The following is a 20,982-nucleotide window of genomic DNA, read 5'->3' as shown; positions in this document are numbered from 1 at the left end:
GGCGGCCGCTCGGCGGGGCGCGCCACCGCGACCGCGATGGGTAGGATTTATTCGGAGCGACCGGCCAGCGGGCGTATGGTCGAGGCGTTCGCGGTCGCCAGCGGGAAGGGCGGCACGGGGAAGACGACGAGCACGCTCGCGCTCGGGATGGCGCTCGCGGCCGACCACGACGTGACCGTCGTGGACGCCGACACCGGGATGGCGAACCTCCTCTTCCACGCCGGGCTCGACGACGCGGCGGTCACCCTCCACGACCTGCTCGTCGAGGGGACCGCGACGGACGTGAGCGAGGCGGTCTACGAGCGGTTCGGGCTCTCAGTCGTCCCCTGCGGCACCTCGCTGGCCGGCTTCGAGGCCGCGGAGCCGGAGCGGCTCCGCGACGTGGTGGCGGCGCTCGCGCGCGACACCGACGTGCTCCTGCTCGACTCGCCGGCCGCGCTGGGCTCGAAGTCGGCCGTCCTGCCGGTCGTGCTCGCGGACCGCGTCGTGGTCGTCGTCGAGCCGACGATCCCCGCGCTCTCTGACGGGCTGAAGGTCCAGGAGTACGCGCGGTCGTACGGCACCGAGACGGCCGGCGTCCTGTTCAACAAGGTCAGAGACGAGGCCGACGACGTGGCCGCACAGGCGGAGCGCCACTTCGGCGGCCCCGTCCTCGCGAACGTCCCCGAGAGCGACGCCGTCCGGGCGGCGCACCGGGCCGGTGAGCCCCTCCTCGCGCACGCCCCCGAGAGCGAGGCCGCGGCGCGCTACCGCCGGGCGGCCGACCGGCTCGACGTGCGCGACGGCGACGGCGACGCGGTCGCCGACCGGTTCCGCAGCGCGGTCGTCCCCGACACGCCATGAGCGGGCGCCGGGACGGCGACGGTGTAGAAGGTGACGGCTCGGAGCCGCCCGCGCTCACCATCCCGCGGGGGACGCTGCTGCGCTCACGGGTGGTCTCCGACGTGGGGACGACGCTCTCGCGCGCGCTCGACCGCGGGCTCACCGGCTACGCGACGCTCGTGCCCCAAGAGACGCTGCTGCTGTCGGGGGAGGCCCGCGGCGTGATCACCTTCGAGGACGGCGTGCCTGTGCTGGCGTACAACACCGTGACCGACAGCGGCGGCCCGGACGCGCTCGCCGAGCTCGCGGTCCCCGGCCCCTACCGCGTCGAGCTGTACGCCGTCGACGCGAGCGGGCTGGCGGCGGCCCACGAGGAGGACGCGCTGCGCGTCGCGCCCGACGCGGCCGCGACCGAGCTGGCCGACGACGCCGCCCTCGCCGAGCGGACCCGCGAGGCGGCGCCCGACGAGCGCCTGCGCGACGGCACCGACGAGGACGACGCCGTCGCCGCCTTCCTCGCCGACGACGAGCGGATCGACGCCATCCGCGAGCAGGCGCGGGCCGAGGCCCGCGACCGCGCCGCCGAGTGGGGCCTCGACGACGCGCTCGACGAGTCCGGCGATCCGGCGGACCGCGCCCCGCCGCTCGACCCGAGTTCCGACGCCTGACGCGCGTGATACGGAAATCAGACGCGCGTTCAAAACGTCCGTCTCGCCGGTAATTTTTTGAACACAGGTAATGTGAAGATATAACATGTCATTCAGTGGACGAGTAGAGGCGGGGAGACGAGCGGCCGGAGGGGTCGAGGGGTCGCCCGAGGCGGGAGACTCGACGGACCGCGCCGGGTCGGCCGGCGTGACGGACGCCGGGAGCGGGAGCGCGGCCGACGCCGGAGAGCGGACGGGAGAGCGAACGGGCAGCGCGGACGACGGCGGCGTGGACGGTAACGCCGCGGGCGACGGCGGCGAGCCCGACAGCGACCCCGACGCGCCGGCGGACGGCGACCGCGTCTGCGCGAACGAGCTCCTGGAGCTACTCGGAAACCGCCGCCGGCGCCTCCTGTGGCGACACCTCCGCGCGGAGGAGGCGGCCGCGGCGCTGTCGGACGCCTCCCGACAGATCGCGGCGTGGGAGAACAGCGTCGACCCCGCGGACGTCGACTACGATCAGCGGAAGAGCGTGTACACGTCGCTCCGACAGTTCCACTGCCCGAAGATGGCCGACGCCGGGCTCGTCGAGTTCGACGACCGCGACGGGACCGTGCGGCTGACCTCGGACCTCCCGGACGAGCTCGTGATCGAGATCGAACCGGACACGGCGAACGTCAGGCGGACCGCCCTCGGCGCGCTCGCGCTCGCGACAGGCGCCGTCCTCGGCGCATGGGCCGCCGGGCTCCCGGTGTTCGGCCCGCTCTCGTTCGCCGGGGTCGCGTTCGCCGTCGCCTTCGCCGCCGTCGCCGCGGGCGTGGTGTACGCCGTCGCCGTCCGCTCCGACCACGGCGTCTCGCTCGGCGACGCGCTGGCCCGCGTCGACGGCTGACCGACCGAGTTATCTCGGCGGAGCCCATCCGATCGGTATCACGGTCCTCCGACTCCTGCGGCTGACGGCGCCCGCCGACTTCGCCGCCTGGTACGCCGCCGGCCGCGCGTACACGACCGCCGTCGCCGAGGGCATGGGCTTCCCCGGCGTCGACGCGCTCGACGGCGACCGGGCGGTCCGTCGGCTCCGAACGGCCCCCGACGAGCTGACCCCCGACGAGGCGCGCTCGGTCGCGACGACGCTGCTCGCCGACGGCGCGTTCTCGGAGCCGTACTGCGAGTGGCTGCCGACGTGGTACGAGCTCGCCCTGATCGCGCCGGTCCGGTACGCCGACTGGCGGCTGCGGCGGGTCGCCGGCGCGGTCGCCGAGCGCGCGTCCGTGACCGCGACCGCGCCGCGGTTCTCGCGGCCGACCGACGTGCGGATCGACGGCGCGCCGGCGCTGTCGCGGGTCGACGGCTTCCGCGAGCGGTTCCTCCTCGCCGACTCGCTGCTCCACCTGGAGTGGTTCGACCACGTCGCCGCCGCGGACGGGATCGAGGTGCCGGACGACCTCGTCGCGCGGGCCCGCGAGGAGTCGCTGTCCTACTACGGCGGCGAGCGCGACCGGCTCTCCCCGGAGGTCCGGCGGTTCCAGCGACACCTGTTCGGCGACGACCGCTGGGTCCGCCGCGTCGACGAGGCGTACGGCCTCGACAGCGCGCTGTTCGGGCTCTGGGAGCGGCTCCTCCGCGACGAGCGGCGGCGGCTCGGCGGCGACTGAACGGAGTGGACAGCGACTGAACGGAGTGGACAGCGACTGAACGGAGTGGACAGCGACTGAACGGAATCGGCGGCGACTGATCGGGATCGGCGACCGACTGAGTCACACCGGACGCTGGCGGGAAAATATGTTACAGCTCCTGTAACAAGTTACAGTATCCGATCGCAAAACGGAAGGTAAGTATAGACCAGTTCGACCATTACGGAGTGGTACGAACCGCGTGTCGGTTCGCTGTCCCCGACCTTCGGCCCTCGTTTTCGCTCGCGGCCGCGGCGGTCTCGTCGCGGCCCCGGTTCTACTCTCGACCCTGACAGACATTATTGTGCCGTCGGATCCCCGCGTCGCACTGGTCCGTTCACGTGGTCACTCAACGGGTGTGGACTGGGATAGAACGAACAGAGGTGACGGTTGACCAGCGAGGGATCCATGCCCGAATCCGAGAGGGTGTGCCCGGGGTCACCGCAGTCAGCGGCGTAGGAATTCCGAACCGGGGTTGCTGTTCAGCGATTCGGTGTGTCGACTCCGACGCACGGAGATAACTCGGCGGCGAGTAATCTTTTATTCATCGTTACGGCTGCCGGAAGCTTCATACGTCGGCTCGCGGATCCTCCGGACACACGAATGGCAGTACTCTTGCTGGAGGACGTCGATGCCGACGACGTCGGGACCGTCGGCGGGAAGGCCGCGTCGCTCGGGGAACTCATCGGTGCGGGGCTCCCGGTGCCGCCGGGGTTCGCCGTCACCGCGGGGACGTACCGCACCTTCATCGAGGAGGCCGGGATCGACGACGAGCTGTTCGAGGCGGTCGACGTCGACCCCGAGGACTCCGCGGCGCTCCGCGAGGCGGAGGAGCGGGCGGAGGAGCTGATCCTCGGCACGCCGTTCCCCGAGCCGGTGCGCGAGGAGATCCTCGACCGGTACCGGGCGATGGGCGAGGACGGCGAGGAGGCGTTCGTCGCCGTGCGCTCCTCGGCCACCGCCGAGGACCTGCCCGACTCCTCGTTCGCCGGGCAGCAGGAGACGTTCCTCAACGTCCGCGAGGAGGACCTGCTCCGGCGCGTGAAGGAGTGCTGGGCCTCGCTTTTCACGCAGCGCGCGATCTACTACCGACAGCAGCGCGGCTTCCCGCACTCCGAGGTCGACATCGCGGTCGTCGTCCAGCGGATGGTCGACGCCGAGAAGTCCGGCGTGATGTTCACCAGCCATCCCTCGACGGGCGAGCCGCAGGTCACCATCGAGGCGGCGTGGGGGCTCGGCGAGGCGGTCGTCTCCGGCACCGTCTCGCCCGACAACTACGTCTACGACCGCGAGCGCGGCGCGGTCGACAAGGTCACCGTCGCGGACAAGAAGGTCGAGATGGTGAAGGACGCGGAGACCGGCGAGACGGTCCAGCTCGACGTCGAGGAGGAGCGCCGACACGAGCGGGTCCTCTCGGACGCGGAGATCGGTGACCTCGTCGAGCTCGGCGAGCGCGTCGAGTCCCACTACGGCGCCCCCCAGGACGTCGAGTGGGCGATCTACGACGGCGAGATATACATGCTCCAGTCGCGCCCGATCACGACGATCCGCGAGGACGCCGGCGGCGAGGCGGGCGCGGACGAGGCCGGCGCGGCAACCGCGGACGGCGACGGGAGAGTGACGGACGACGGCCCCGACCGCGGGGCCGCCTCGAACGGCGACGACGACGCGGACGTGCTCGTCGACGGGCTCGGCGCGAGCCCGGGCGTCGTCTCCGGCGCCGTCCGGATCGTCCACAAGCTCGACCACCTCGACCAGGTCCAGGAGGGCGACGTGATGGTGACCGAGATGACGATGCCGGACATGGTGCCCGCGATGAAACGCGCCGCCGGCATCGTCACCGACGAGGGCGGGATGACGAGCCACGCGGCGATCATCTCGCGCGAACTCGGCGTCCCCGCGGTCGTCGGCACCGGCAACGGGACGCGGGTCCTCGAGGACGGCCGGCAGGTCACCCTCGACGGCGACAAGGGGACGATCCGGGCCGGCGAGTCCGAGTCGGCCGAGTCCGGCGAGGAGTTCGAGCCGGTGGAGGCCGCGCGCCCCGAGACCCCCGTCAAGCCGATGACGGCGACGGAGGTGAAGGTGAACGTCTCGATCCCGGAGGCGGCCGAGCGCGCCGCGGCGACGGGCGCCGACGGCGTCGGCCTGCTCCGGATCGAGCACATGGTGCTCTCGCTCGGGAAGACGCCCGAGCGGTACATCGCCGACCACGACGCCCGCGCGTACCAGGACGAGCTCATCGAGGGCGTCCGGCGCGTCGCCGACGAGTTCTACCCCCGCCCGGTCCGCGTGCGCACCATCGACGCGCCGACCGACGAGTTCCGCGAGCTGGAGGGCGGCGACGGCGAGCCCGTCGAACACAACCCGATGCTCGGCTGGCGGGGGATCCGGCGGAGCCTCGACAAGCCGGAGCCGTTCCGCCAGGAGCTGGCCGCGTTCGCGCGCCTCTACGACATGGGGTACGACAACCTGGAGGTGATGTTCCCCCTCGTCAACGACGCCGCGGACATCGAGGGGATCACGGCCCACATGCGCGGGGCCGGGATCGACCCCGAGACGCACCGCTGGGGCGTGATGATCGAGACGCCCGCCAGCGCGCTCCAGATCGAGGAGCTGGCGAACGCCGGCATCGACTTCGCCTCCTTCGGCACCAACGACCTCACGCAGTACACGCTCGCGGTCGACCGCAACAACGAGCACGTCGCCGACCGGTTCGACGAGCTCCACCCGGCCGTGTTGCGGCTCATCGGCGATACCATCGAGACGTGCCGCGAGCTCGGCGTCGACACCAGCATCTGTGGGCAGGCCGGGTCGAAGCCCGAGATGGTCGAGTTCCTCGTCGAGAAGGGGGTCTCCTCCATCTCGGCGAACATCGACGCGGTCCGGGACGTCCAACACGAGGTGAAGCGGACCGAGCAGCGCCTGCTCCTCGATTCGGTCCGCTGAGGCCGTGCGGGGCCGAGACCCCTCGCCGGAGCCGAGAGCGGAACGGGTAAGAGCCGTCCCCGGCAACGGGAGGGCAGATGCGACAGCCGGAACCGGAGCCGCAGTCGTTCGACCGGGTGCTCTCCTCGATGTGCACCGAGCCGCACCCGGACGCCCGCGCGGCCGCCGAGCGGTTCCTCGCGACGAACCCCGGTGACCCCGCCACCTACGAGTCGGTCGCTGACCTGGAGGCCCGCGCGGTCGCGGGGCTCGCGACGCTCGCGGACCACCCGACGCCGGCCGACGCCGCGGGGTACGTCACCTCCGGCGGCACCGAGGCGAACATCCAGGCGGTGCGGTCCGCGCGGAACAGGCACCGCGAAGCGACGGGCGGCGGCGCGGGCGAGGTCAACGTCGTCGCCCCCGAGAGCGCGCACTTCTCGTTTTCGAAGGCCGCGGCGCTGCTCGACGTGGAGCTGCGGACGGTCCCCCTCGACGACGACCACCGGGCCGATCCCGACGCCGTCGCGGCCGCGGTCGACGACGCCACCGCGCTCGTCGTCGGCGTCGCCGGCAGCACGGAGTACGGCCGCGTCGATCCGATCCCGGAGCTGGCGGCGATCGCCGACGAGGCGGGAGCGCGGCTTCACGTCGACGCGGCGTGGGGCGGGTTCGTCCTCCCGTTCACCGACCGCGACTGGTCGTTCGCCGACGCGCCGGTCGACACGCTGACGATCGACCCCCACAAGTTCGGCCAAGCGCCGGTCCCGGCGGGGGGGTTGCTGGCCCGCGAGGACGCCGCGCTCGACGCGCTCGCGGTCGACACGCCCTACCTGGAGACGCGGTCGCAGGCGACGCTGACGGGGACGCGGAGCGGCGCGGGCGTCGCCGGCGCCGTCGCGGCGATGGACGCGCTGTGGCCCGACGGCTACCGCGAGGCGGCCGAGCGCGCGGCCGACAACGCCGACTGGCTCGCAGAGGGGCTCGCCGACCGCGGGTACGACGTGGTCGAGCCCGAGCTGCCGCTCGTCGCGGCCGACGTGCCCGAGCCGACGTTCGCCGCGCTCCGCGACGCCGGCTGGAAGGTGTCGCGGACCGGGGCGGGCGAGCTCCGCGTGGTGTGTATGCCGCACGTGACGCGGTCGACGCTGCGGGCGTTCCTCGACGACCTCGACCGGATTCGCCGGTAACCGGCCGATCGACCGGGCGAGCGACCGGTCCGGGGCGATCGCTCGCGCCGCGTTCGGATCAACATATTCACTACGGGCCGCCACGAACCGCCTCGTATGAGTTCGGACGACGTCTCTCGGCGCGCGTTCATGCGGACGGCCGGCGGTGCGGCGGCCGCCGCCGGCGCGGCGACGGCGACGGCGGGGACGGCGGCGGCACAGGAAGTGGCACCCGACTGGCCGAGCGGGGCGGAAGGGAACGTCGGGTCGTACACCGACGCCCGCGGCCAGGACTCGGTGACCATCTCGGTCGGCGCCGGCGACCAGGGCCTCGCGTTCGACCCGACCCTCGTCTGGGTCGACGAGGGGACGACGATCACCTGGGAGTGGACGGGCGCGGGCGGCGACCACAACGTCCAGACAGTGGACGGCGGCGGTCCGGCCAGCCTCGACAGCGGGAGCCCCGTCGGCGAGGAAGGCTACACCTACGAGTACGAGACGTCGAGCGAGGACGCCGGCATCACCCACTACCACTGCGTCCCCCACACCGCGGTCGGCATGCACGGCGGCATCGCCGTCGGCGAGGACGTCGCCACCGTCGAGACCGGCGGCGGCGGCAGCTCGAACGCGGTGTTCGTCCCGGACGCCGCCCGCGCGCTCGGCATCGCGACGTTCATCGCGATGGTGAGCACGCTGGGGCTGGCGTTCGTCTTCATGAAGTACGGCGGCACGATCACCGGCCGCGAGCAGGGGTAGCGGCCGGCGACCGACCCCTTTCTGCCGCCCTCGCGCGGCTCACTCCCCGTCGACGACGTCCTCGTACAGCGCCACGTAGCGGTCGATCACCGCGTCGTGGTCGAACGAGGCGAACTCGCGGTCGACCGCGCGGCGGTCGAGGTCCCCGACCGCGACGAACTCGTCGGCCAACTCGGCCGGGCTCGTCACGAGCCGCCCGCGCTCGCGCCCCTCGACGAGTTCGTGGGCGCTGGAGTCGGCCTGGTACTCGACTAAGGCGACGCAGCCGCAGGCGACCGCCCACAGCAGGTCGGTCGCGAACGTCTCCCACGTCGCGGTCGCGACGGCGACGTGCGTCCCCTTGAAGATCGGGACCCGCTCCTCGGTCGGGAGGTCGCCGAGGAACGCGACCCGGTCGTCGATCCGGAGGTCGCTCGCGGTCGCCTCGATCCGGCCGCGCTCGGGCCCGTCGCCGATCACCGCCGCGGTCCAGTCGCGGCCGCGCAGCTCGGCGAGCCCGAGGAGGAACGTCTCGACGTTGGCGTGACGGTCGAGCCGCCGCGAGTACACCGCGTCGAACCGGTCGTCGACGCCCGCGGCCTCGACGGCGTCGAAGTCGATGCTCTCCGGGAGCACCCGCACGTCGTCGCCGTCGGCGCCGTGCTCGCGGACGCGCGTCTTGGTCGTCCGCGAAGGGGTCGTCACCGCGTCGGCGCGCCGGGCGAGCGGCCGGTACCAGCGGCGGGCGTCGGCGGGGTGGTCGCGCCACCAGTCGACGACGACCGGGACCCGCGAGAGCGACCCGGCCACCGTGGCGGCGAGCGCCGGCGTCGGCGGGCTGTTGACCGCGTGGACCACGTCGGGGTCGACGCGGCGGACCGCGGCCGGCAGCCGCGCGGCGAAGGCCCCGGGCGCGGGCTCGGCGGTGACCGACCGGTACTCGATCCCGTCCTCGTCGAAGGCGTCGACGTCGCCGCCCCACCACCGGGCGCAGAGCCAGACGACCTCGTGGCCGCGGGCGGCGAGGCCGCGGGCGGTCCGCAGGGTCCGCGTTCGCGCCGGGGTCTCCCCGTGTCCGGGGGCGAAGAGCGAGGCGAACGCGACGCGCATACGCCGACCGCACGGGGGGCGCCGGTAAAAAGACACGGCATCCGGTCGGGAGACGGCGCGCTGACGGCGACCGGACCGGCCTCCCCCTCGCCGGGGTTCCGTCACCCGAAGCGGTTTCACGCCGCGCGCGGAACGGGTCCGCATGCGACAGTACGACATCGACCGCTACCTCAACGTGCGGAACGCGGGCGGCGCAGACTTAGGTCCCGACGGACGGCTGTCCTTCCTCCTCAACACGACCGGAACGGGGCAGGTGTGGTCGCTCCGCGAGCCGGAGTCGTGGCCCGAACAGCACACCTTCTTCGAGGAGTCCGTCTCCTTCGTCGACTCCTCGCCGGAGCGCTCCGAGGCCGTCTTCGGCATGGACGAGGGCGGCAACGAGCGCGCGCAGCTGTACCGGCTCGACTACGAGTCCGGCGCGATCGAGAACCTCACCGACATGCCGGAGGCGAAACACCGGTGGGGCGGCTGGGACTCGGCCGGTGACCGGTTCGCGTTCGCGTCGAACCGCCGCGACGAGGCCGTCTTCGACGTGTACGTCCAGGGGCGCGACGAGACGGGCGACGACGCCGAACTGGTGTACGAGGGCGACGGCTGGCTCTCCGTCGCCGGCTGGTCGCCGAGCGACGACCGGCTGATCGTCCACGAGGCGCACTCGTCGTTCGACCACGACGTGTACACCCTCGACCTGTCGACCGGCGACCTGACCCACCACACGCCCCACGAGGGCGACGTGCGGTACAGCAGCCCGGAATGGGGGCCCGACGGCGAGGGCGTGTACCTCGTCACCGACCGCGAGACCGACACGCTCCGCTTGGAGCGGCTCGACCTAGAGACCGACGAGTTCGCCGTCGTCGCGGACGGCGGCGAGTGGAACGTCGACGGCGTCGCGATAGACGAGGACACCCGCCGGCTCGTCTACTCCCGGAACGTCGACGGCTACACCGAGCTCACCGCCGGCGAGCTCGTCGCGCCCGACCGGATCGACGAGTTCCCGACACCGGACCTGCCGCGGGGCGTCGCGGGCGGCGTGAGCTTCGGGCCCGACGGCGACCGGTTCGCCGTCACGTCGACGGGCAGCACGCACAACGCGAACGTCTTCGTCGTCGAGGCGACCACCGGCGATACGGAGCGGTGGACGCGCGCCTCGACCGCCGGCATCCCCGCGGACACGTTCGTCGAGCGCGAGCTGGTCCACTACCCCACCTTCGACGGGCGGGAGATCCCCGCGTTCTTCTCCGTGCCCGAGACGGAGCCGCCGGAGTCGGGCTACCCGGTCGTCGTCGACATCCACGGCGGCCCGGAGTCGCAGCGCCGGCCCTCCTTCGCCTCCGTCACCCAGTACCTGCTGAACAACGGGTACGCCGTCTTCGAGCCGAACGTCCGCGGCTCGTCGGGCTACGGGAAGGCGTACTCCGGGCTCGACGACGTGGAGAACCGGATGGACTCGGTGAAGGACATCCGGGAGGGGGTCGGCTGGCTCCACGACCACCCCGAGGTCGACCCGGACCGCGTCGTCGCGATGGGCGGCTCCTACGGCGGGTTCATGGTGCTGGCGTCGCTGACGGAGTACCCGGAGCTGTGGGCCGCGGGCGTCGACATCGTCGGGATCGCGAACTTCGTCACGTTCCTGGAGAACACCGGGGACTGGCGGCGCTCGCTGCGCGAGGCCGAGTACGGCTCGCTGGAGGAGGACCGCGAGTTCCTCGAGTCCGTCTCGCCGATCAACAACATCGAGCGGATCGAGGCCCCCCTGTTCGTCCTCCACGGCGAGAACGACCCGCGGGTGCCCGTCGGCGAGGCCGAACAGATCGTCGAGGAGGCCCGCGAGCAGGGCGTGCCGGTCCGGAAGCTGATCTTCGAGGACGAGGGGCACGGCTTCGCGAAGCTCGACAACCGGATCGAGGCGTACCGCGAGATCGTCGACTTCCTCGCCGAACACGTCTGAGCAGGCCGCGCGGTCGCCCCGCGCGTCGTCACCGCCGTCGAACGGCCGTGACGGTTATACGGGCTCGCCGACGAGGATAGGGGGAATGAGTGCCTCCGAGCCGTACGGGCTACTGCTCGACCAGGCGCAGGACAAGGTCGCCCTGTTGAGCGTCGACGGCGAGTACACGTACGTCAACGCGGCCGCGGAGGAGATCCTCGGGTTCGAGCCGGACGAGCTCGTCGGAACGAACGCCTTCGGGTACATCCACCCCGACGAGCGGGAGCGGGTCCGCCGAACCTTCGAGGAGGCGGTCGAGGCGGCCGAGTTCACGGAGGTCACGGCGGAGTACCGACATCGCGCCGAGGACGGCTCGTGGGTGTGGCTGGAGAGCCGCATGTCGAACCTCACCGACGGGGAGCTCGACGGGTTCGTCGTCAGCTCGCGCGACGTCACCGACCGCGTTCGGGCCGAGCGCGAGCGCGAGGAGGCGACCGCGCACCTCCGGGAGATCGCGGCGGTCTCCAGCGACGTGCTCTGGATGTTCGACGCCGACTGGTCGGAGCTGCTCTTCGCGAACCCGGCGTACGAGGAGATGTACGGGGCCTCGCTCGACGAGCTCCGCGGCGACCCCGCGACGTTCCTCGACGCGATCCACCCCGAGGACCGTTCCGCCGTGAAGGAGGCGATGGAACGGCTCTCCGCGGGCGAGTCGGTCGACATGGAGTACCGCGTGAACGCCGCGGAGAACTACAAGCGGTGGGTCTGGGTCCAGGGCGAGCCGATCGTCGAGGACGGCGAGGTCGTCCGGATCACGGGGTTCACGAAGGACGTCACGGACCGCCGGCGCCGCGAGCGCCAGCTCGTCGTGATGGACAACCTCCTGCGCCACAACCTCCGGAACGACCTCAACATCGTCCTCGGGACGGCCGAGGACCTCGAAGACGAGGTCCCCGGGTCGGCGGAGCACACCGCGGTGATCCGGCGGGTCGGCGAGAGCCTCCTCGACACCGCACAGAAGGAGCGGGAGGTGATCGAGCTCATCACCGACCAGCGGGAGACCGACGCGATCGACCTCCGGAGCGTGGTCGAGGAGGCCGTCGAGACCGTCGGCGAGCGGTACCCGGAGGGATCTATCGCGGTCGACGGGCTCGACGCGGTCGTCGTCGACGGGCGCTGCGAGCTCCGCTCGGCGGTGATCGAGCTCCTGGAGAACCCGTTCCAGCACAGCGACGACGGGAGTCCGACGGTGACGGTGCGCCTGCGCCGCACCGAGGGGGGCGCCGAGCTCGTCGTCGAGGACGACCTGGCGCCCATCCCGGCGGTCGAGGCCGACGTGCTCACCGGCGACCACGACATGAGCCACGTGTACCACAGCAGCGGGCTCGGGTTCTGGCTGGTCTACTGGAGCGTGGAGCTGTCGAACGGGAGCGTGTCGGTCGAGGTCGGCACGGCGGGCGACGAGCGCGGCAACCGGATCACGGTGTCGCTGCCGCGCGCGGCGGAGTGAGGCGGTCCACGCGGCCGCGGCCCCGCGGTTACCAGTCCGGCCCGAAGTCGGGGTTGAGCTGGCGGTCGGTGCGGCCGAGGTCGTCGATCGCCGCGACGTCCTCGTCGTCGAGGTTGAGGTCGACGCTGGCGAGGTTGTCGCGGATGTGGTCGATCCCGGTCGCCTTCGGGATGGCCGTGACGCCGGACTCGCGGAGCCACGCGAGGCTCACCTGCGCCGCGCTGACGCCGTGCTTCTCCGCGATGTCGACGATCGCCGGGTCGTCGAGGACCTCGCCGCGCGCGAGCGGCGAGTAGGCGACCAGCTCGACGCCGTTGGCGTCGGCGTACTCGCGGAGCTCCTCCTGGCGGAGCAGCGGGTGCATCTCGACCTGGTTCGCGAACGGCGCCTCGCCGAGCGCGTCCGCCGCGGCGTCGAGGTGTTCCGGCTCGAAGTTGGAGACGCCGATGCGGTCGACCAGGCCGTCGTCGCGCAGCTCGGCGAACGCCGGCAGCGTCTCCTCGGGCTCGTACTCCCCGGCCGGCCAGTGGACGTACATGAGGTCGACCGAGTCGACGCCGAGCTTGTCGAGGCTCTCGCGGGTCGACGCCGCCACGTCCTCGGGCGCGAGGTTGTCGATCCACACCTTCGACGCGAGGAAGACGTCCTCGCGGTCGACGTCGCTCTCCGCGATCCCCTCGCCGACGGCCGCCTCGTTGCCGTAGATCTGGGCGGTGTCGACGTGGCGGTAGCCGGCGTCGAGCGCGTTCGCGACCGACTCGGTACACTGGGCGGGCTCGTCGTTCTCCCACGTGCCGAGCCCGAGGACGGGCATGTCGTTCCGGGTCGGGACCGCGGGCTGCTGCTGTTGGTCTGTCATCGCCCGCCTCTACTCGCGTGAGCCGAAAGTCGCTTGCGGTAGGGGCGGGCGCGGCCGGGTCGCGGCGCGAGGCGCCGCCGCGGGTCGTGTCGGCGGATCAGTCGTCCGACAGCAGCGCCCGCGAGGAGTTCGTCACCACGAGCAGGCTCGACGCCCCCATCGCGACGGCGGCGAAGAGGGGGTTCAGCAGGCCGGTCGCCGCCAGCGGGATGGCGACCGCGTTGTAGCAGAACGCCCAGCCGATGTTCCCCTTCACGCGCCGGCCCGCCGCCCGCGCGAGCTCGAAGACGGTCGCCACGGAGCCGAGCTCGTCGTCGACGATCGCCACGTCGGCGGCGTCGGCCGCCATCGCGGTGCCGCCGCCGAGCGCGACCCCGAGGTCGGCCGCGGCCAGCGCCGGCGCGTCGTTCGTCCCGTCGCCGACCATCACGGTGACGCCGCGCTCCTTCAGCCGCCCGACTGCCTCCGCCTTCCCCTCCGGCGGCACGCCGGCGAACACCGACGACACGGCGTCGTGCTCGGTGAAGACCGTCGCGGCGCGCTCGTCGTCGCCGGTGAGGACGATCACCTCGACGCCCGACTCGTCGAGCGCCGTCACCGTCTCCTCCCAGCCCTCGCGCAGCTCGTCGCCGACGACGACGAACCCCTCGGCCGCGCCGTCGCGACCGATCGCGACGGGGACGCGGCCCACATCGCGCGCGTCGGCGACCGCCGCGCGAATCCCGTCGGGGACGGTCCAGCCCCGCTCGTCGAACAGGTCCGGGTGGCCGACGACGACCTCGACGCCGTCGACGACGCCGGACACGCCGCGGGCGTGGCTCTCGAAGGACTCGACCGCGGGGCCGTCGCCTCCCTCTCCGGACTCGCCCGCTGCCGCCGCGGCCCCGCCGTCCGCGACCGCCGGCGTCGCGCCCTCGTCGCCCGCCTCGCCGGGACCGGCCCCGGCCGCGTCCGCCGCGGAGCGCGCCGCCGCGATGGCCTGCCCGACCGGGTGCGCGGACCGCGATTCGAGCGCGGCCGCGAGGCGGAGCAGGTCGTCGTCGACCTCGCGCTCGGTCAGCCGCATCTCGCCGGTCGTCAGCGTGCCGGTCTTGTCGAAGACGACCGTGTCCGCGTCGCGGATCCGCTCGAAGACGGTGTCGTCGAAGACGACGATGTTGCGTTCGAGCGCGTCGCGGATCCCGGCGGCGACGGCGAGCGGGGTCGCCAGCCCGAGCGCGCAGGGACACGAGACGATCAGCACCGTCAGCCCGACGAGCATCGCGTCGGTGGGGGCGCCGCCGAGCGCGAGCGACGCCCCGGCCGCGACGGCGGCGATGACGAGGACCGCCGGGACGAACACGGTCGCGAGCCGGTCCGCGAGCTTCTGGACGCCGTGGTTCCCGCTCTGGAGGTCGTAGACGAGCTCCGCGACCCGGTCGAGGCTGGAGGTCGCGTCCGGCCCGACCGCGACCGTGAGCGAGCCGTCGGCGACGACGGAGCCGCCGACGACCGGGTCGCCGGCGACCTTCCGGACCGCCAGCGACTCGCCGGTGACGACGGACTCGTCGACCGCCGCGTCGCCGTCGACCGCCTCGCCGTCCACGGGGACGCGCTCGCCGGCGCGCACGAGGACCCGGTCGCCCGGTTCGAGCGCGTCGACGGCGACGGACTCCGCCTCGCCGTCGCCGGTCAGCCGCCGCGCGTCGTCGACCTGGACCGCGGTGACCTCGGAGAGCAGTTCCGTCGCCCGGTCTTTCACCGAGTCCTCGTAGTGGTTCCCGACCGTGACGATGACGATGATCGCGACGGTCACGTCGTAGTATATCGAGGGCGACTCGACGAATATCACCGCGAGCGTGCTGTAGAGGTACGCGCTCACCGCGGCGATGGCGACGAGGAGGTCCATGTTCGGCGAGCGCGTCTTCGCGCTGACGTACGCGCCCCGGAGGATCGGCTTCCCGGTGAAAAAGAGGACGATGGTGGTGAGGACGCCGATGACGATGAAGAAGTACGTGCCCGAGGTCGAGGCCATCGCCTCGTTGAGGTACGTCAGCGTGCGCTCGTCGTAGAACGGGAACGCGAAGTACGTCGGGTAGATGAGGACGATGTACTGCAGCATCACCGCCATCCCGACGAGGACGCCCGCCGCGAGCCGCGCCGTCGCCATGTTGCTCGCCTGCCGCCTGGAGAAGGCGTCGTCGCGGGCGTACGCGCTGTACCCGAGGCCGCTCACCGTCTCGGTGAGGTCGTCGATGGTGACGGCCTCCGGGTCGTGGTCGATCCGGACCGTGTCGGTGACGTAGCTCGCGCTCGCGCCGCTGACGCCGTCGGCGTCGGTCGCCACCGCCTCGATGAACGCCTCGCAGGTGGCGCAGTGCATCCCGTCGACCTCGAGGAACGCCGCCTCGTGGCCGTCGGGCAGGTCGCGGTCGCCGTCGGCGTCCGTCTCGTCGCCGTCGCCCGCGGCACCGTCCCGCTCCCGTCGCCGCTCTCGGACCGCGTCGGCGTCCACGTCGGCGTCGCCGAGGGCGCCGTACACGTCCCGGCAGCCGGTACAGCAGAAGCGGTTCCCCGCGTCGTCGGTCACGTCGACCCCCTCGGTCGGGAGCTCGCAGAGGGTACAGGCGGCGGGGTCGTCGCGCGCGTCCGCGGCGTCGTCGGTCGCGCTCATCTCACATACCCCCCATGCCGGCGTCGAGCGGGTTCCAGAACGGGAGCCGCGGGTGCGGCACGCGGATCCCGACCGACATCAGCCCGTGCGCGAACAGCACGTAGCCGAGCGCGACGAACGCGACGCCCAGCAGCCGGTGGATCCGGCGGCGGTGGACGGGGTCGACGCTCTCGATCAGCGTCCCGTACGCGAAGACGGCGGGGATCGTCCCGAGCCCGAGCGCGCCGAGCGCGACCCCGCCCGCGGCCGCGGAGCCGCTCGCGAGGGCGTACAGGTACGCCGGGTAGAGGATCGGACAGGGGAGCAGCCCGTGGACCGCGCCGAGCGCGACGATCCCCGGCCCGTTCGCGAGCCGGTCGACGTGCCCCGTGAGCCAGCCCGTGACGCGTTCGAGCCCGGGGAGGTGGACGCCGCCGGTCGCGCCGCCGAGGAGGTACCGGACGCCGACGGCGATCACGGCCGCGCCGACGAGGAGCCCCACCCCGCCGCGGACCGCCGTCGCGGCGCCGGTCAGCGTCGCCGTGGTGACGAGGACCGCGCCGCCGAGAGCGCCGAGGAGGGTTCCGATCGCCGCGTAGCTCGCGGCCCGCCCGAGGTTGAACAGCGCGTGCTGGCGCACCTCGTAGGTGGTCAGGTGGCCCTCGCGGCCGGTCCCCGCGCCGGCGACGCCGGCCGCGCCAGGCTCGCCGCCGTCCGTCCGGCCGCCGTCGGCGTCCATCCGGCTGGCGTAGACGGTGACGAGCGGGCCGCACATGCCGATACAGTGGGCTCCGCCGAGCAGCCCGATGGCGGCGAACAGCAGCACGTCGGTCCCGAGGAGCGGCGAGAGGGCCATGCGAGTCAGTCACCTCCCGTTCGGCGTGCGGGCGTGAATGGGTTTCGTCGCTCGGCGTCGCGTCGGGGAGGCCGCCGGCGCGGGGCGAGAGGGGCCACGCCGATCACTCCTCCACGACGACGGTGCCGAACATGCCGCCCTCGCGGTGGGGGATACAGACGTACTCGTAGGCGCCGGGGACGGTGAACGTGTGCTCGTACCGGTCGCCGCTCTCCAGCCGCCCGCCGAAGTCGGACTGCCACGCCGACAGCGCGGCGTCGTAGTCGTCGAAGCCGCCCGAGGCGAAGAACTCGGCGCCGTCCGGGATCCCGCCCTCGGTCGCGGTGACGGTGTGGGCCCGCGCGCTCGTGTTCTCCCAGACGACGGTGTCGCCGACCGAGACCGTGACCTCCCGCGGCTGATACGCGGCGGCGAGCATCCCGACGTCGTAGTCCGGCTCGCCGCCGACGCCGGCGCACCCGGCGAGCCCGACGGCGGCCGCCGCGCTCCCGGCGGCGCCGGTCCGGCGAAGGAACCGTCTGCGATACATACCTTACCTGGGCGCCTGAGGGGTTTCAATACCGCGGTCGACCCCGCCGCGTGGGAACGGATCCGTCCCCGGCCAGCCCGTCCCCGCGGGGCCGTTCGCGGCGGGGCTCACCCGCCGACGAGGTCGTCGAAGACGCGGCGCTGCGCCGCCGCGAGGTGCTCCGAGAACGTCGCGCGAGCGATGCCGATGGCGTCGGCCACCTCCGTCGCGCTCGCCTCGCGGGGGTGCTCGAAGTAGCCGAGCCGCTGGGCGGTCCGGATTACCTCGCGCTGGCGCTCCGTGAGCCGCCCCAGGTCGACCACGACCGGGTCGGAGCGGCTGTCGGCAGCGCCGGAGCTGGTGAGCCGTTCGAGACGGACCGACCCGCCGGTCGCCTCCAGCGCGTCGATCACGTCGCCGAGCGGGTCGGCGGCGGGCAGCGACAGCCGGAGCCGGACGCGGTCCGGCGCCGTGCGGACCGTGACCGACGAGACGGGGTATCCGAGCGACTCGACGGCGTCGGACGGGAACTGGCCCGCCGCGGGGCTGCGGCAGCGGTAGACGAACTCGTCGCCGCCGTCGAAGACGAGCTCCGCGTCGACCGCGCGGTCGGCGCGGAACTGCGAGACGACCGCCTCGTCGACGCGGACGCGGTCGACGTCCTCCGCGACCGCGCCCGGCGGGAGCGCCGCCGCCACCGGCGCGGGGCTCGGGTCGTGAACGACCACCTCGACGCGGACGCCGGCGCCGTCGCGGCCGCCGGCGCTCGACCGGTCGGCGTCTCGGGAGGCGTCGGACCCGCTCCGCGCGGTCCCCGAGCGCGCGAGGCCGTCGGAGCCGGGCCGGCCGGCGGTACCGGGGCTGTCGGCGGAGCCGCTGTCCGACGACCGCGACCGCCGTTCCATGTATCGATCCTGTGCCCGAAGCCGGAAAAAAAGGAAGCCGAACGAGTACGCGTCGCGGCGGCTCGTCGGACCGACTTATAAAGGACCGTCGAGAGTTGGCGACCACACTCACGGCGCGAGCCCCTACCGACCCCATGAGCGACGAGCCGCTGCGCGGAGCCTCGGTGGGGGTGGTCGGCGGCGGCGTCGGCGGGCTCTCCGCCGCCGCCTACCTCGCGGCCGGAGGCGCGGAGGTGACGCTGTACGAGCGCGCCGAGCGCGTCGGGGGAGTCGCCGGTCGGCTGGAGCTGGACGGGTTCCGGTTCGACACCGGCCCGTCGTGGTACCTGCTCCCGGACCTCTTCGAGCGGTTCTTCGAGGACTTCGGCCGGTCGCCCGACGAGTTCTACGACCTGCGTCGGCTCGACCCGCACTACCGGGTGTTCTGGGACGACGGCGACCGCGCCGACGTGCCCGCCGACCCGGACGCCGCGGCCGACCTGTTCGAGTCGTACGAGCCGGGCGCGGGCGCGGCGTTCCGCGAGTACCTCGACGACGCCGAGCGGGCGTACGACGCCGGGATGGACCGGTTCGTCCTCCCCGGGCGGTCGCGGTTCCGCGACTACCTCTCGCTCGACGTCCTCGCCGGCGGCCGCGAGCTCGACCTGCTCTCCAGCCTCGACGAGCGGGTGCGGTCGTACGTCGACCATCCGAAGCTCAGGCAGCTGCTGGAGTACACGCTCGTCTTCCTCGGGGGGTCGCCCCACAACACGCCGGCGCTGTACCAGCTGATGAGCCACGTCGACTACGGGCTCGGCGTCTACTACCCGATGGGCGGGATGTACGAGGTGGTCGAGGCCGTCGAGACGGTCGCCCGCGACGCCGGCGCCGACGTTCACACCGGCGTCGAGGTGACGGGCCTCGAACCGGTCGACGGCGGCGTCGAGGTCGAGCTCGGCGGCGACCGCTACGTCCACGACCGCGTGGTCTGTAACGCGCCGCCCGCCCACGTCGAGCGCGAGCTGCTCCCCGAGGGGACCGTCCCGCGGCTCGGCGACTACTGGGAGCGGCGGACGTACGGCCCCTCGGCGCACCTGCTGTACCTCGGCGTCGAGGGCGAGCTGCCGGAGCTGGCGCACCACACGCTCGCGCTCCCGACGGACTGGGACCCGCACTTCGCGGCCATCTTCGACGACCCCGCGTGGCCGACCGGCGAGACGGAGCCGGTCGTGTACGTGAACGTCCCGTCGCGGACGGACCCGTCGGTCGCCCCCGACGGCCACGAGGCGGTCGTGACGCTCGTGCCGCTCGCGCCCGGGCTCGACGACACGCCGGACCGGCGGGCGGCGCTCAGGGAGCGCGTCCTCGACGCGGTGGACTCGCGGGCCGGCGTCGACCTCCGCGACCGGATCGTCGCCGAGGAGTCGGCGTGCGTCTCGGAGTTCGCGGCGCGGTTCGACCAGCCCGGCGGGAGCGCGCTCGGGCTCGCGCACACGATGCGACAGACCGGGCCGCTCCGACCCGGACCGCGCGTCCGCGGGACCGACCGCCTCTACTACGTCGGCGGGAGCAGCAACCCGGGGATCGGCGTGCCGATGTGCCTGCTCGGCGGGGAACACTGCGCGGCCGCGGTCGAGGCGGACGCCGCCGGCGGCCCACTCGACCGACTGCCGCTGGTCGGGCGCTGAATCCGGAGAGAGTCGCAACAGCCGTCCAAATACGAGTTCGAGAACGGTAATATATCAAAAAATACGGATTGAGACGGGAAACTGTCAGGAAAACCTTACCAGTCAGGTTAGTACATTTAATAAATACGCCACGTGTAATAGAACGTCGCATGATAGAAACAGCAGCGGCCGACCTCCTCGCGCAGAGTACCGTTCCGCTCGAAATGACGCAGACAGAGATATTCCAGTTCATTCAGAGCAACACCCTCCTGAGCGCGTCGCTCTGGGTGAACATCGCCCTCGCGGGGCTGTCGATCCTCCTGTTCGTCTACATGGGACGGAACGTGGAGGACCCGCGCGCCCAGCTGATCTTCGTCGCCACGCTGATGGTACCGCTGGTGTCCATCTCCAGCTACACGGGGCTCGTCTCCGGGCTCACCGTCAGCTTCCTCGAGATGCCGGCCGGCCACGCGCTGGCCGGCGCGGGCGCCGGCCCCGAGGGCGGGGTGTTCACCCCGTGGGGTCGGTACCTCACGTGGGCGTTCTCGACGCCGATGATCCTCGTCGCGCTCGGCCTGCTCGCCGGCTCGAACCTGAGCAAGCTGTTCACCGCCGTGGTGGCCGACGTCGGGATGTGCGTCACCGGGCTTGCGGCCGCGCTGACCACGTCCTCGCTCCTGCTGCGCTGGGTCTGGTACGGCATCAGCTGCGCGTTCTTCGTCGTCGTCCTCTACATCCTGCTCGCGGAGTGGGCGAAGGACGCCGAGGTCGCCGGCACCGCCGACATCTTCAACACGCTGAAGGTGCTCACCGTCGTCCTCTGGCTCGGCTACCCCATCTTCTGGGCCCTCGGCGCCGAGGGCTTCGCCGTGCTCGACGTGGCGATCACCTCGTGGGCGTACAGCGGGATGGACATCATCGCGAAGTACCTCTTCGCGTTCCTCCTGCTGCGCTGGGTCGTCAACAACGAGCGGACCGTCGCCGACATGGCCGCCGGTCTCGGCGCGGCCTCCCGCGGCGGCGCGGCGCCCGCCGACGACTGATCGGCCGCGGTC

Annotated in this window: 17 protein-coding genes; 11 read left to right on the top strand and 6 right to left on the bottom strand. The window is 72.6% G+C overall.

Annotation, left to right across the window (positions count from 1 at the left end; translation table 11 throughout):
• Positions 1-75: 75 nt before the first annotated feature.
• The 7 genes from DVK05_RS02040 (at position 76) to DVK05_RS02010 (ending at position 7,995) form a co-directional block, all read left to right on the top strand.
• Positions 76-843 carry an AAA family ATPase gene (locus DVK05_RS02040; RefSeq protein WP_121561769.1) on the top strand — a complete coding sequence of 256 codons (768 nt, stop codon included), beginning with the start codon at positions 76-78 and terminating at the stop codon, positions 841-843.
• Positions 840-1,490, top strand: coding sequence for a hypothetical protein (locus DVK05_RS02035; RefSeq protein WP_121561768.1), 651 nt, complete (start codon positions 840-842; stop codon positions 1,488-1,490). The genes DVK05_RS02040 and DVK05_RS02035 overlap by 4 nt, the downstream gene beginning before the upstream one ends.
• An 85-nt stretch (positions 1,491-1,575) precedes the next feature.
• A complete protein-coding gene (locus tag DVK05_RS02030; RefSeq protein WP_121561767.1) occupies positions 1,576-2,361 on the top strand; it encodes a hypothetical protein in 786 nt (261 codons plus the stop codon).
• Between the two features lie 133 nt (positions 2,362-2,494).
• Positions 2,495-3,124: a hypothetical protein gene (locus tag DVK05_RS02025; protein ID WP_121561766.1), complete on the top strand. Its 630-nt coding sequence runs from the start codon at positions 2,495-2,497 to the stop codon at positions 3,122-3,124.
• Between the two features lie 621 nt (positions 3,125-3,745).
• On the top strand, positions 3,746-6,091 hold the full coding sequence (gene ppsA / locus DVK05_RS02020; RefSeq protein ID WP_121561765.1) for a phosphoenolpyruvate synthase: 2,346 nt from the start codon (positions 3,746-3,748) through the stop codon (positions 6,089-6,091).
• A gap of 77 nt (positions 6,092-6,168) precedes the next feature.
• Positions 6,169-7,260 carry a tyrosine decarboxylase MfnA gene (mfnA, locus tag DVK05_RS02015; RefSeq protein ID WP_121561764.1) on the top strand — a complete coding sequence of 364 codons (1,092 nt, stop codon included), beginning with the start codon at positions 6,169-6,171 and terminating at the stop codon, positions 7,258-7,260.
• Positions 7,261-7,356: 96 nt separating this feature from the next.
• Positions 7,357-7,995, top strand: a complete 639-nt coding sequence (locus DVK05_RS02010; RefSeq protein ID WP_121561763.1) for a halocyanin domain-containing protein — start codon at positions 7,357-7,359, stop codon at positions 7,993-7,995.
• Between the two features lie 39 nt (positions 7,996-8,034).
• On the opposite strand, the gene DVK05_RS02005 is transcribed toward DVK05_RS02010, so the two are convergent.
• Positions 8,035-9,084 (bottom strand): glycosyltransferase, encoded by a 1,050-nt coding sequence (locus DVK05_RS02005; RefSeq protein WP_121561762.1) that lies wholly within the window; start codon positions 9,082-9,084, stop codon positions 8,035-8,037.
• A gap of 142 nt (positions 9,085-9,226) precedes the next feature.
• Between DVK05_RS02005 and DVK05_RS02000 the strand changes: the two genes are divergently transcribed.
• Positions 9,227-11,032, top strand: coding sequence for a S9 family peptidase (locus DVK05_RS02000; RefSeq protein WP_121561761.1), 1,806 nt, complete (start codon positions 9,227-9,229; stop codon positions 11,030-11,032).
• A gap of 85 nt (positions 11,033-11,117) precedes the next feature.
• Entirely contained in the window at positions 11,118-12,521 is a 1,404-nt protein-coding gene (locus DVK05_RS01995) for a PAS domain-containing sensor histidine kinase (protein WP_121561760.1), read from the top strand.
• Between the two features lie 28 nt (positions 12,522-12,549).
• On the opposite strand, the gene DVK05_RS01990 is transcribed toward DVK05_RS01995, so the two are convergent.
• The 5 genes from DVK05_RS01990 to DVK05_RS01970 all read right to left on the bottom strand — a co-directional run bounded on the left by DVK05_RS01990 (position 12,550) and on the right by DVK05_RS01970 (position 18,281).
• Positions 12,550-13,335, bottom strand: a complete 786-nt coding sequence (locus DVK05_RS01990; protein ID WP_121562438.1) for an aldo/keto reductase — start codon at positions 13,333-13,335, stop codon at positions 12,550-12,552.
• A 142-nt stretch (positions 13,336-13,477) separates the two neighbouring features.
• Positions 13,478-16,033, bottom strand: coding sequence for a cation-translocating P-type ATPase (locus tag DVK05_RS01985; RefSeq protein WP_121561759.1), 2,556 nt, complete (start codon positions 16,031-16,033; stop codon positions 13,478-13,480).
• 1 nt (position 16,034) lies between these two features.
• Positions 16,035-16,868, bottom strand: a complete 834-nt coding sequence (locus tag DVK05_RS01980) for a sulfite exporter TauE/SafE family protein (RefSeq protein WP_121561758.1) — start codon at positions 16,866-16,868, stop codon at positions 16,035-16,037.
• A gap of 103 nt (positions 16,869-16,971) precedes the next feature.
• On the bottom strand, positions 16,972-17,397 hold the full coding sequence (locus tag DVK05_RS01975) for a plastocyanin/azurin family copper-binding protein (protein WP_121561757.1): 426 nt from the start codon (positions 17,395-17,397) through the stop codon (positions 16,972-16,974).
• A 107-nt stretch (positions 17,398-17,504) separates the two neighbouring features.
• On the bottom strand, positions 17,505-18,281 hold the full coding sequence (locus DVK05_RS01970) for a helix-turn-helix domain-containing protein (protein WP_121561756.1): 777 nt from the start codon (positions 18,279-18,281) through the stop codon (positions 17,505-17,507).
• Positions 18,282-18,415: 134 nt separating this feature from the next.
• Between DVK05_RS01970 and DVK05_RS01965 the strand changes: the two genes are divergently transcribed.
• Positions 18,416-19,948 carry an NAD(P)/FAD-dependent oxidoreductase gene (locus DVK05_RS01965; RefSeq protein ID WP_121561755.1) on the top strand — a complete coding sequence of 511 codons (1,533 nt, stop codon included), beginning with the start codon at positions 18,416-18,418 and terminating at the stop codon, positions 19,946-19,948.
• A gap of 203 nt (positions 19,949-20,151) precedes the next feature.
• Entirely contained in the window at positions 20,152-20,970 is an 819-nt protein-coding gene (locus DVK05_RS01960; RefSeq protein WP_121562437.1) for a bacteriorhodopsin, read from the top strand.
• Positions 20,971-20,982 lie beyond the last annotated feature (12 nt).

It is taken from the genome of Halorubrum sp. Atlit-8R (genome assembly GCF_003666025.1).
Taxonomy (GTDB): Archaea; Halobacteriota; Halobacteria; order Halobacteriales; family Haloferacaceae; genus Halorubrum; species Halorubrum salinarum.
The sequence above is the reverse complement of the archived record's forward strand: the minus strand, read 5'-3'. Positions and strand labels throughout refer to the sequence as shown.

What these genes read in the sequence shown, in the direction of transcription:
- DVK05_RS01975 (WP_121561757.1), bottom strand. Translation starts at nt 17,397, where the DNA reads ATGTATCGCAGACGGTTCCTTCGCCGGACCGGCGCCGCCGGGAGCGCG.
- ppsA (WP_121561765.1), top strand. Translation starts at nt 3,746, where the DNA reads ATGGCAGTACTCTTGCTGGAGGACGTCGATGCCGACGACGTCGGGACC.
- mfnA (WP_121561764.1), top strand. Translation starts at nt 6,169, where the DNA reads ATGCGACAGCCGGAACCGGAGCCGCAGTCGTTCGACCGGGTGCTCTCC.
- DVK05_RS02025 (WP_121561766.1), top strand. Translation starts at nt 2,495, where the DNA reads ATGGGCTTCCCCGGCGTCGACGCGCTCGACGGCGACCGGGCGGTCCGT.
- DVK05_RS02005 (WP_121561762.1), bottom strand. Translation starts at nt 9,084, where the DNA reads ATGCGCGTCGCGTTCGCCTCGCTCTTCGCCCCCGGACACGGGGAGACC.
- DVK05_RS01995 (WP_121561760.1), top strand. Translation starts at nt 11,118, where the DNA reads ATGAGTGCCTCCGAGCCGTACGGGCTACTGCTCGACCAGGCGCAGGAC.
- DVK05_RS01985 (WP_121561759.1), bottom strand. Translation starts at nt 16,033, where the DNA reads ATGAGCGCGACCGACGACGCCGCGGACGCGCGCGACGACCCCGCCGCC.
- DVK05_RS01990 (WP_121562438.1), bottom strand. Translation starts at nt 13,335, where the DNA reads ATGCCCGTCCTCGGGCTCGGCACGTGGGAGAACGACGAGCCCGCCCAG.
- DVK05_RS02010 (WP_121561763.1), top strand. Translation starts at nt 7,357, where the DNA reads ATGAGTTCGGACGACGTCTCTCGGCGCGCGTTCATGCGGACGGCCGGC.
- DVK05_RS01960 (WP_121562437.1), top strand. Translation starts at nt 20,152, where the DNA reads ATGACGCAGACAGAGATATTCCAGTTCATTCAGAGCAACACCCTCCTG.
- DVK05_RS02030 (WP_121561767.1), top strand. Translation starts at nt 1,576, where the DNA reads ATGTCATTCAGTGGACGAGTAGAGGCGGGGAGACGAGCGGCCGGAGGG.
- DVK05_RS02040 (WP_121561769.1), top strand. Translation starts at nt 76, where the DNA reads ATGGTCGAGGCGTTCGCGGTCGCCAGCGGGAAGGGCGGCACGGGGAAG.
- DVK05_RS02000 (WP_121561761.1), top strand. Translation starts at nt 9,227, where the DNA reads ATGCGACAGTACGACATCGACCGCTACCTCAACGTGCGGAACGCGGGC.
- DVK05_RS02035 (WP_121561768.1), top strand. Translation starts at nt 840, where the DNA reads ATGAGCGGGCGCCGGGACGGCGACGGTGTAGAAGGTGACGGCTCGGAG.
- DVK05_RS01970 (WP_121561756.1), bottom strand. Translation starts at nt 18,281, where the DNA reads ATGGAACGGCGGTCGCGGTCGTCGGACAGCGGCTCCGCCGACAGCCCC.
- DVK05_RS01980 (WP_121561758.1), bottom strand. Translation starts at nt 16,868, where the DNA reads ATGGCCCTCTCGCCGCTCCTCGGGACCGACGTGCTGCTGTTCGCCGCC.
- DVK05_RS01965 (WP_121561755.1), top strand. Translation starts at nt 18,416, where the DNA reads ATGAGCGACGAGCCGCTGCGCGGAGCCTCGGTGGGGGTGGTCGGCGGC.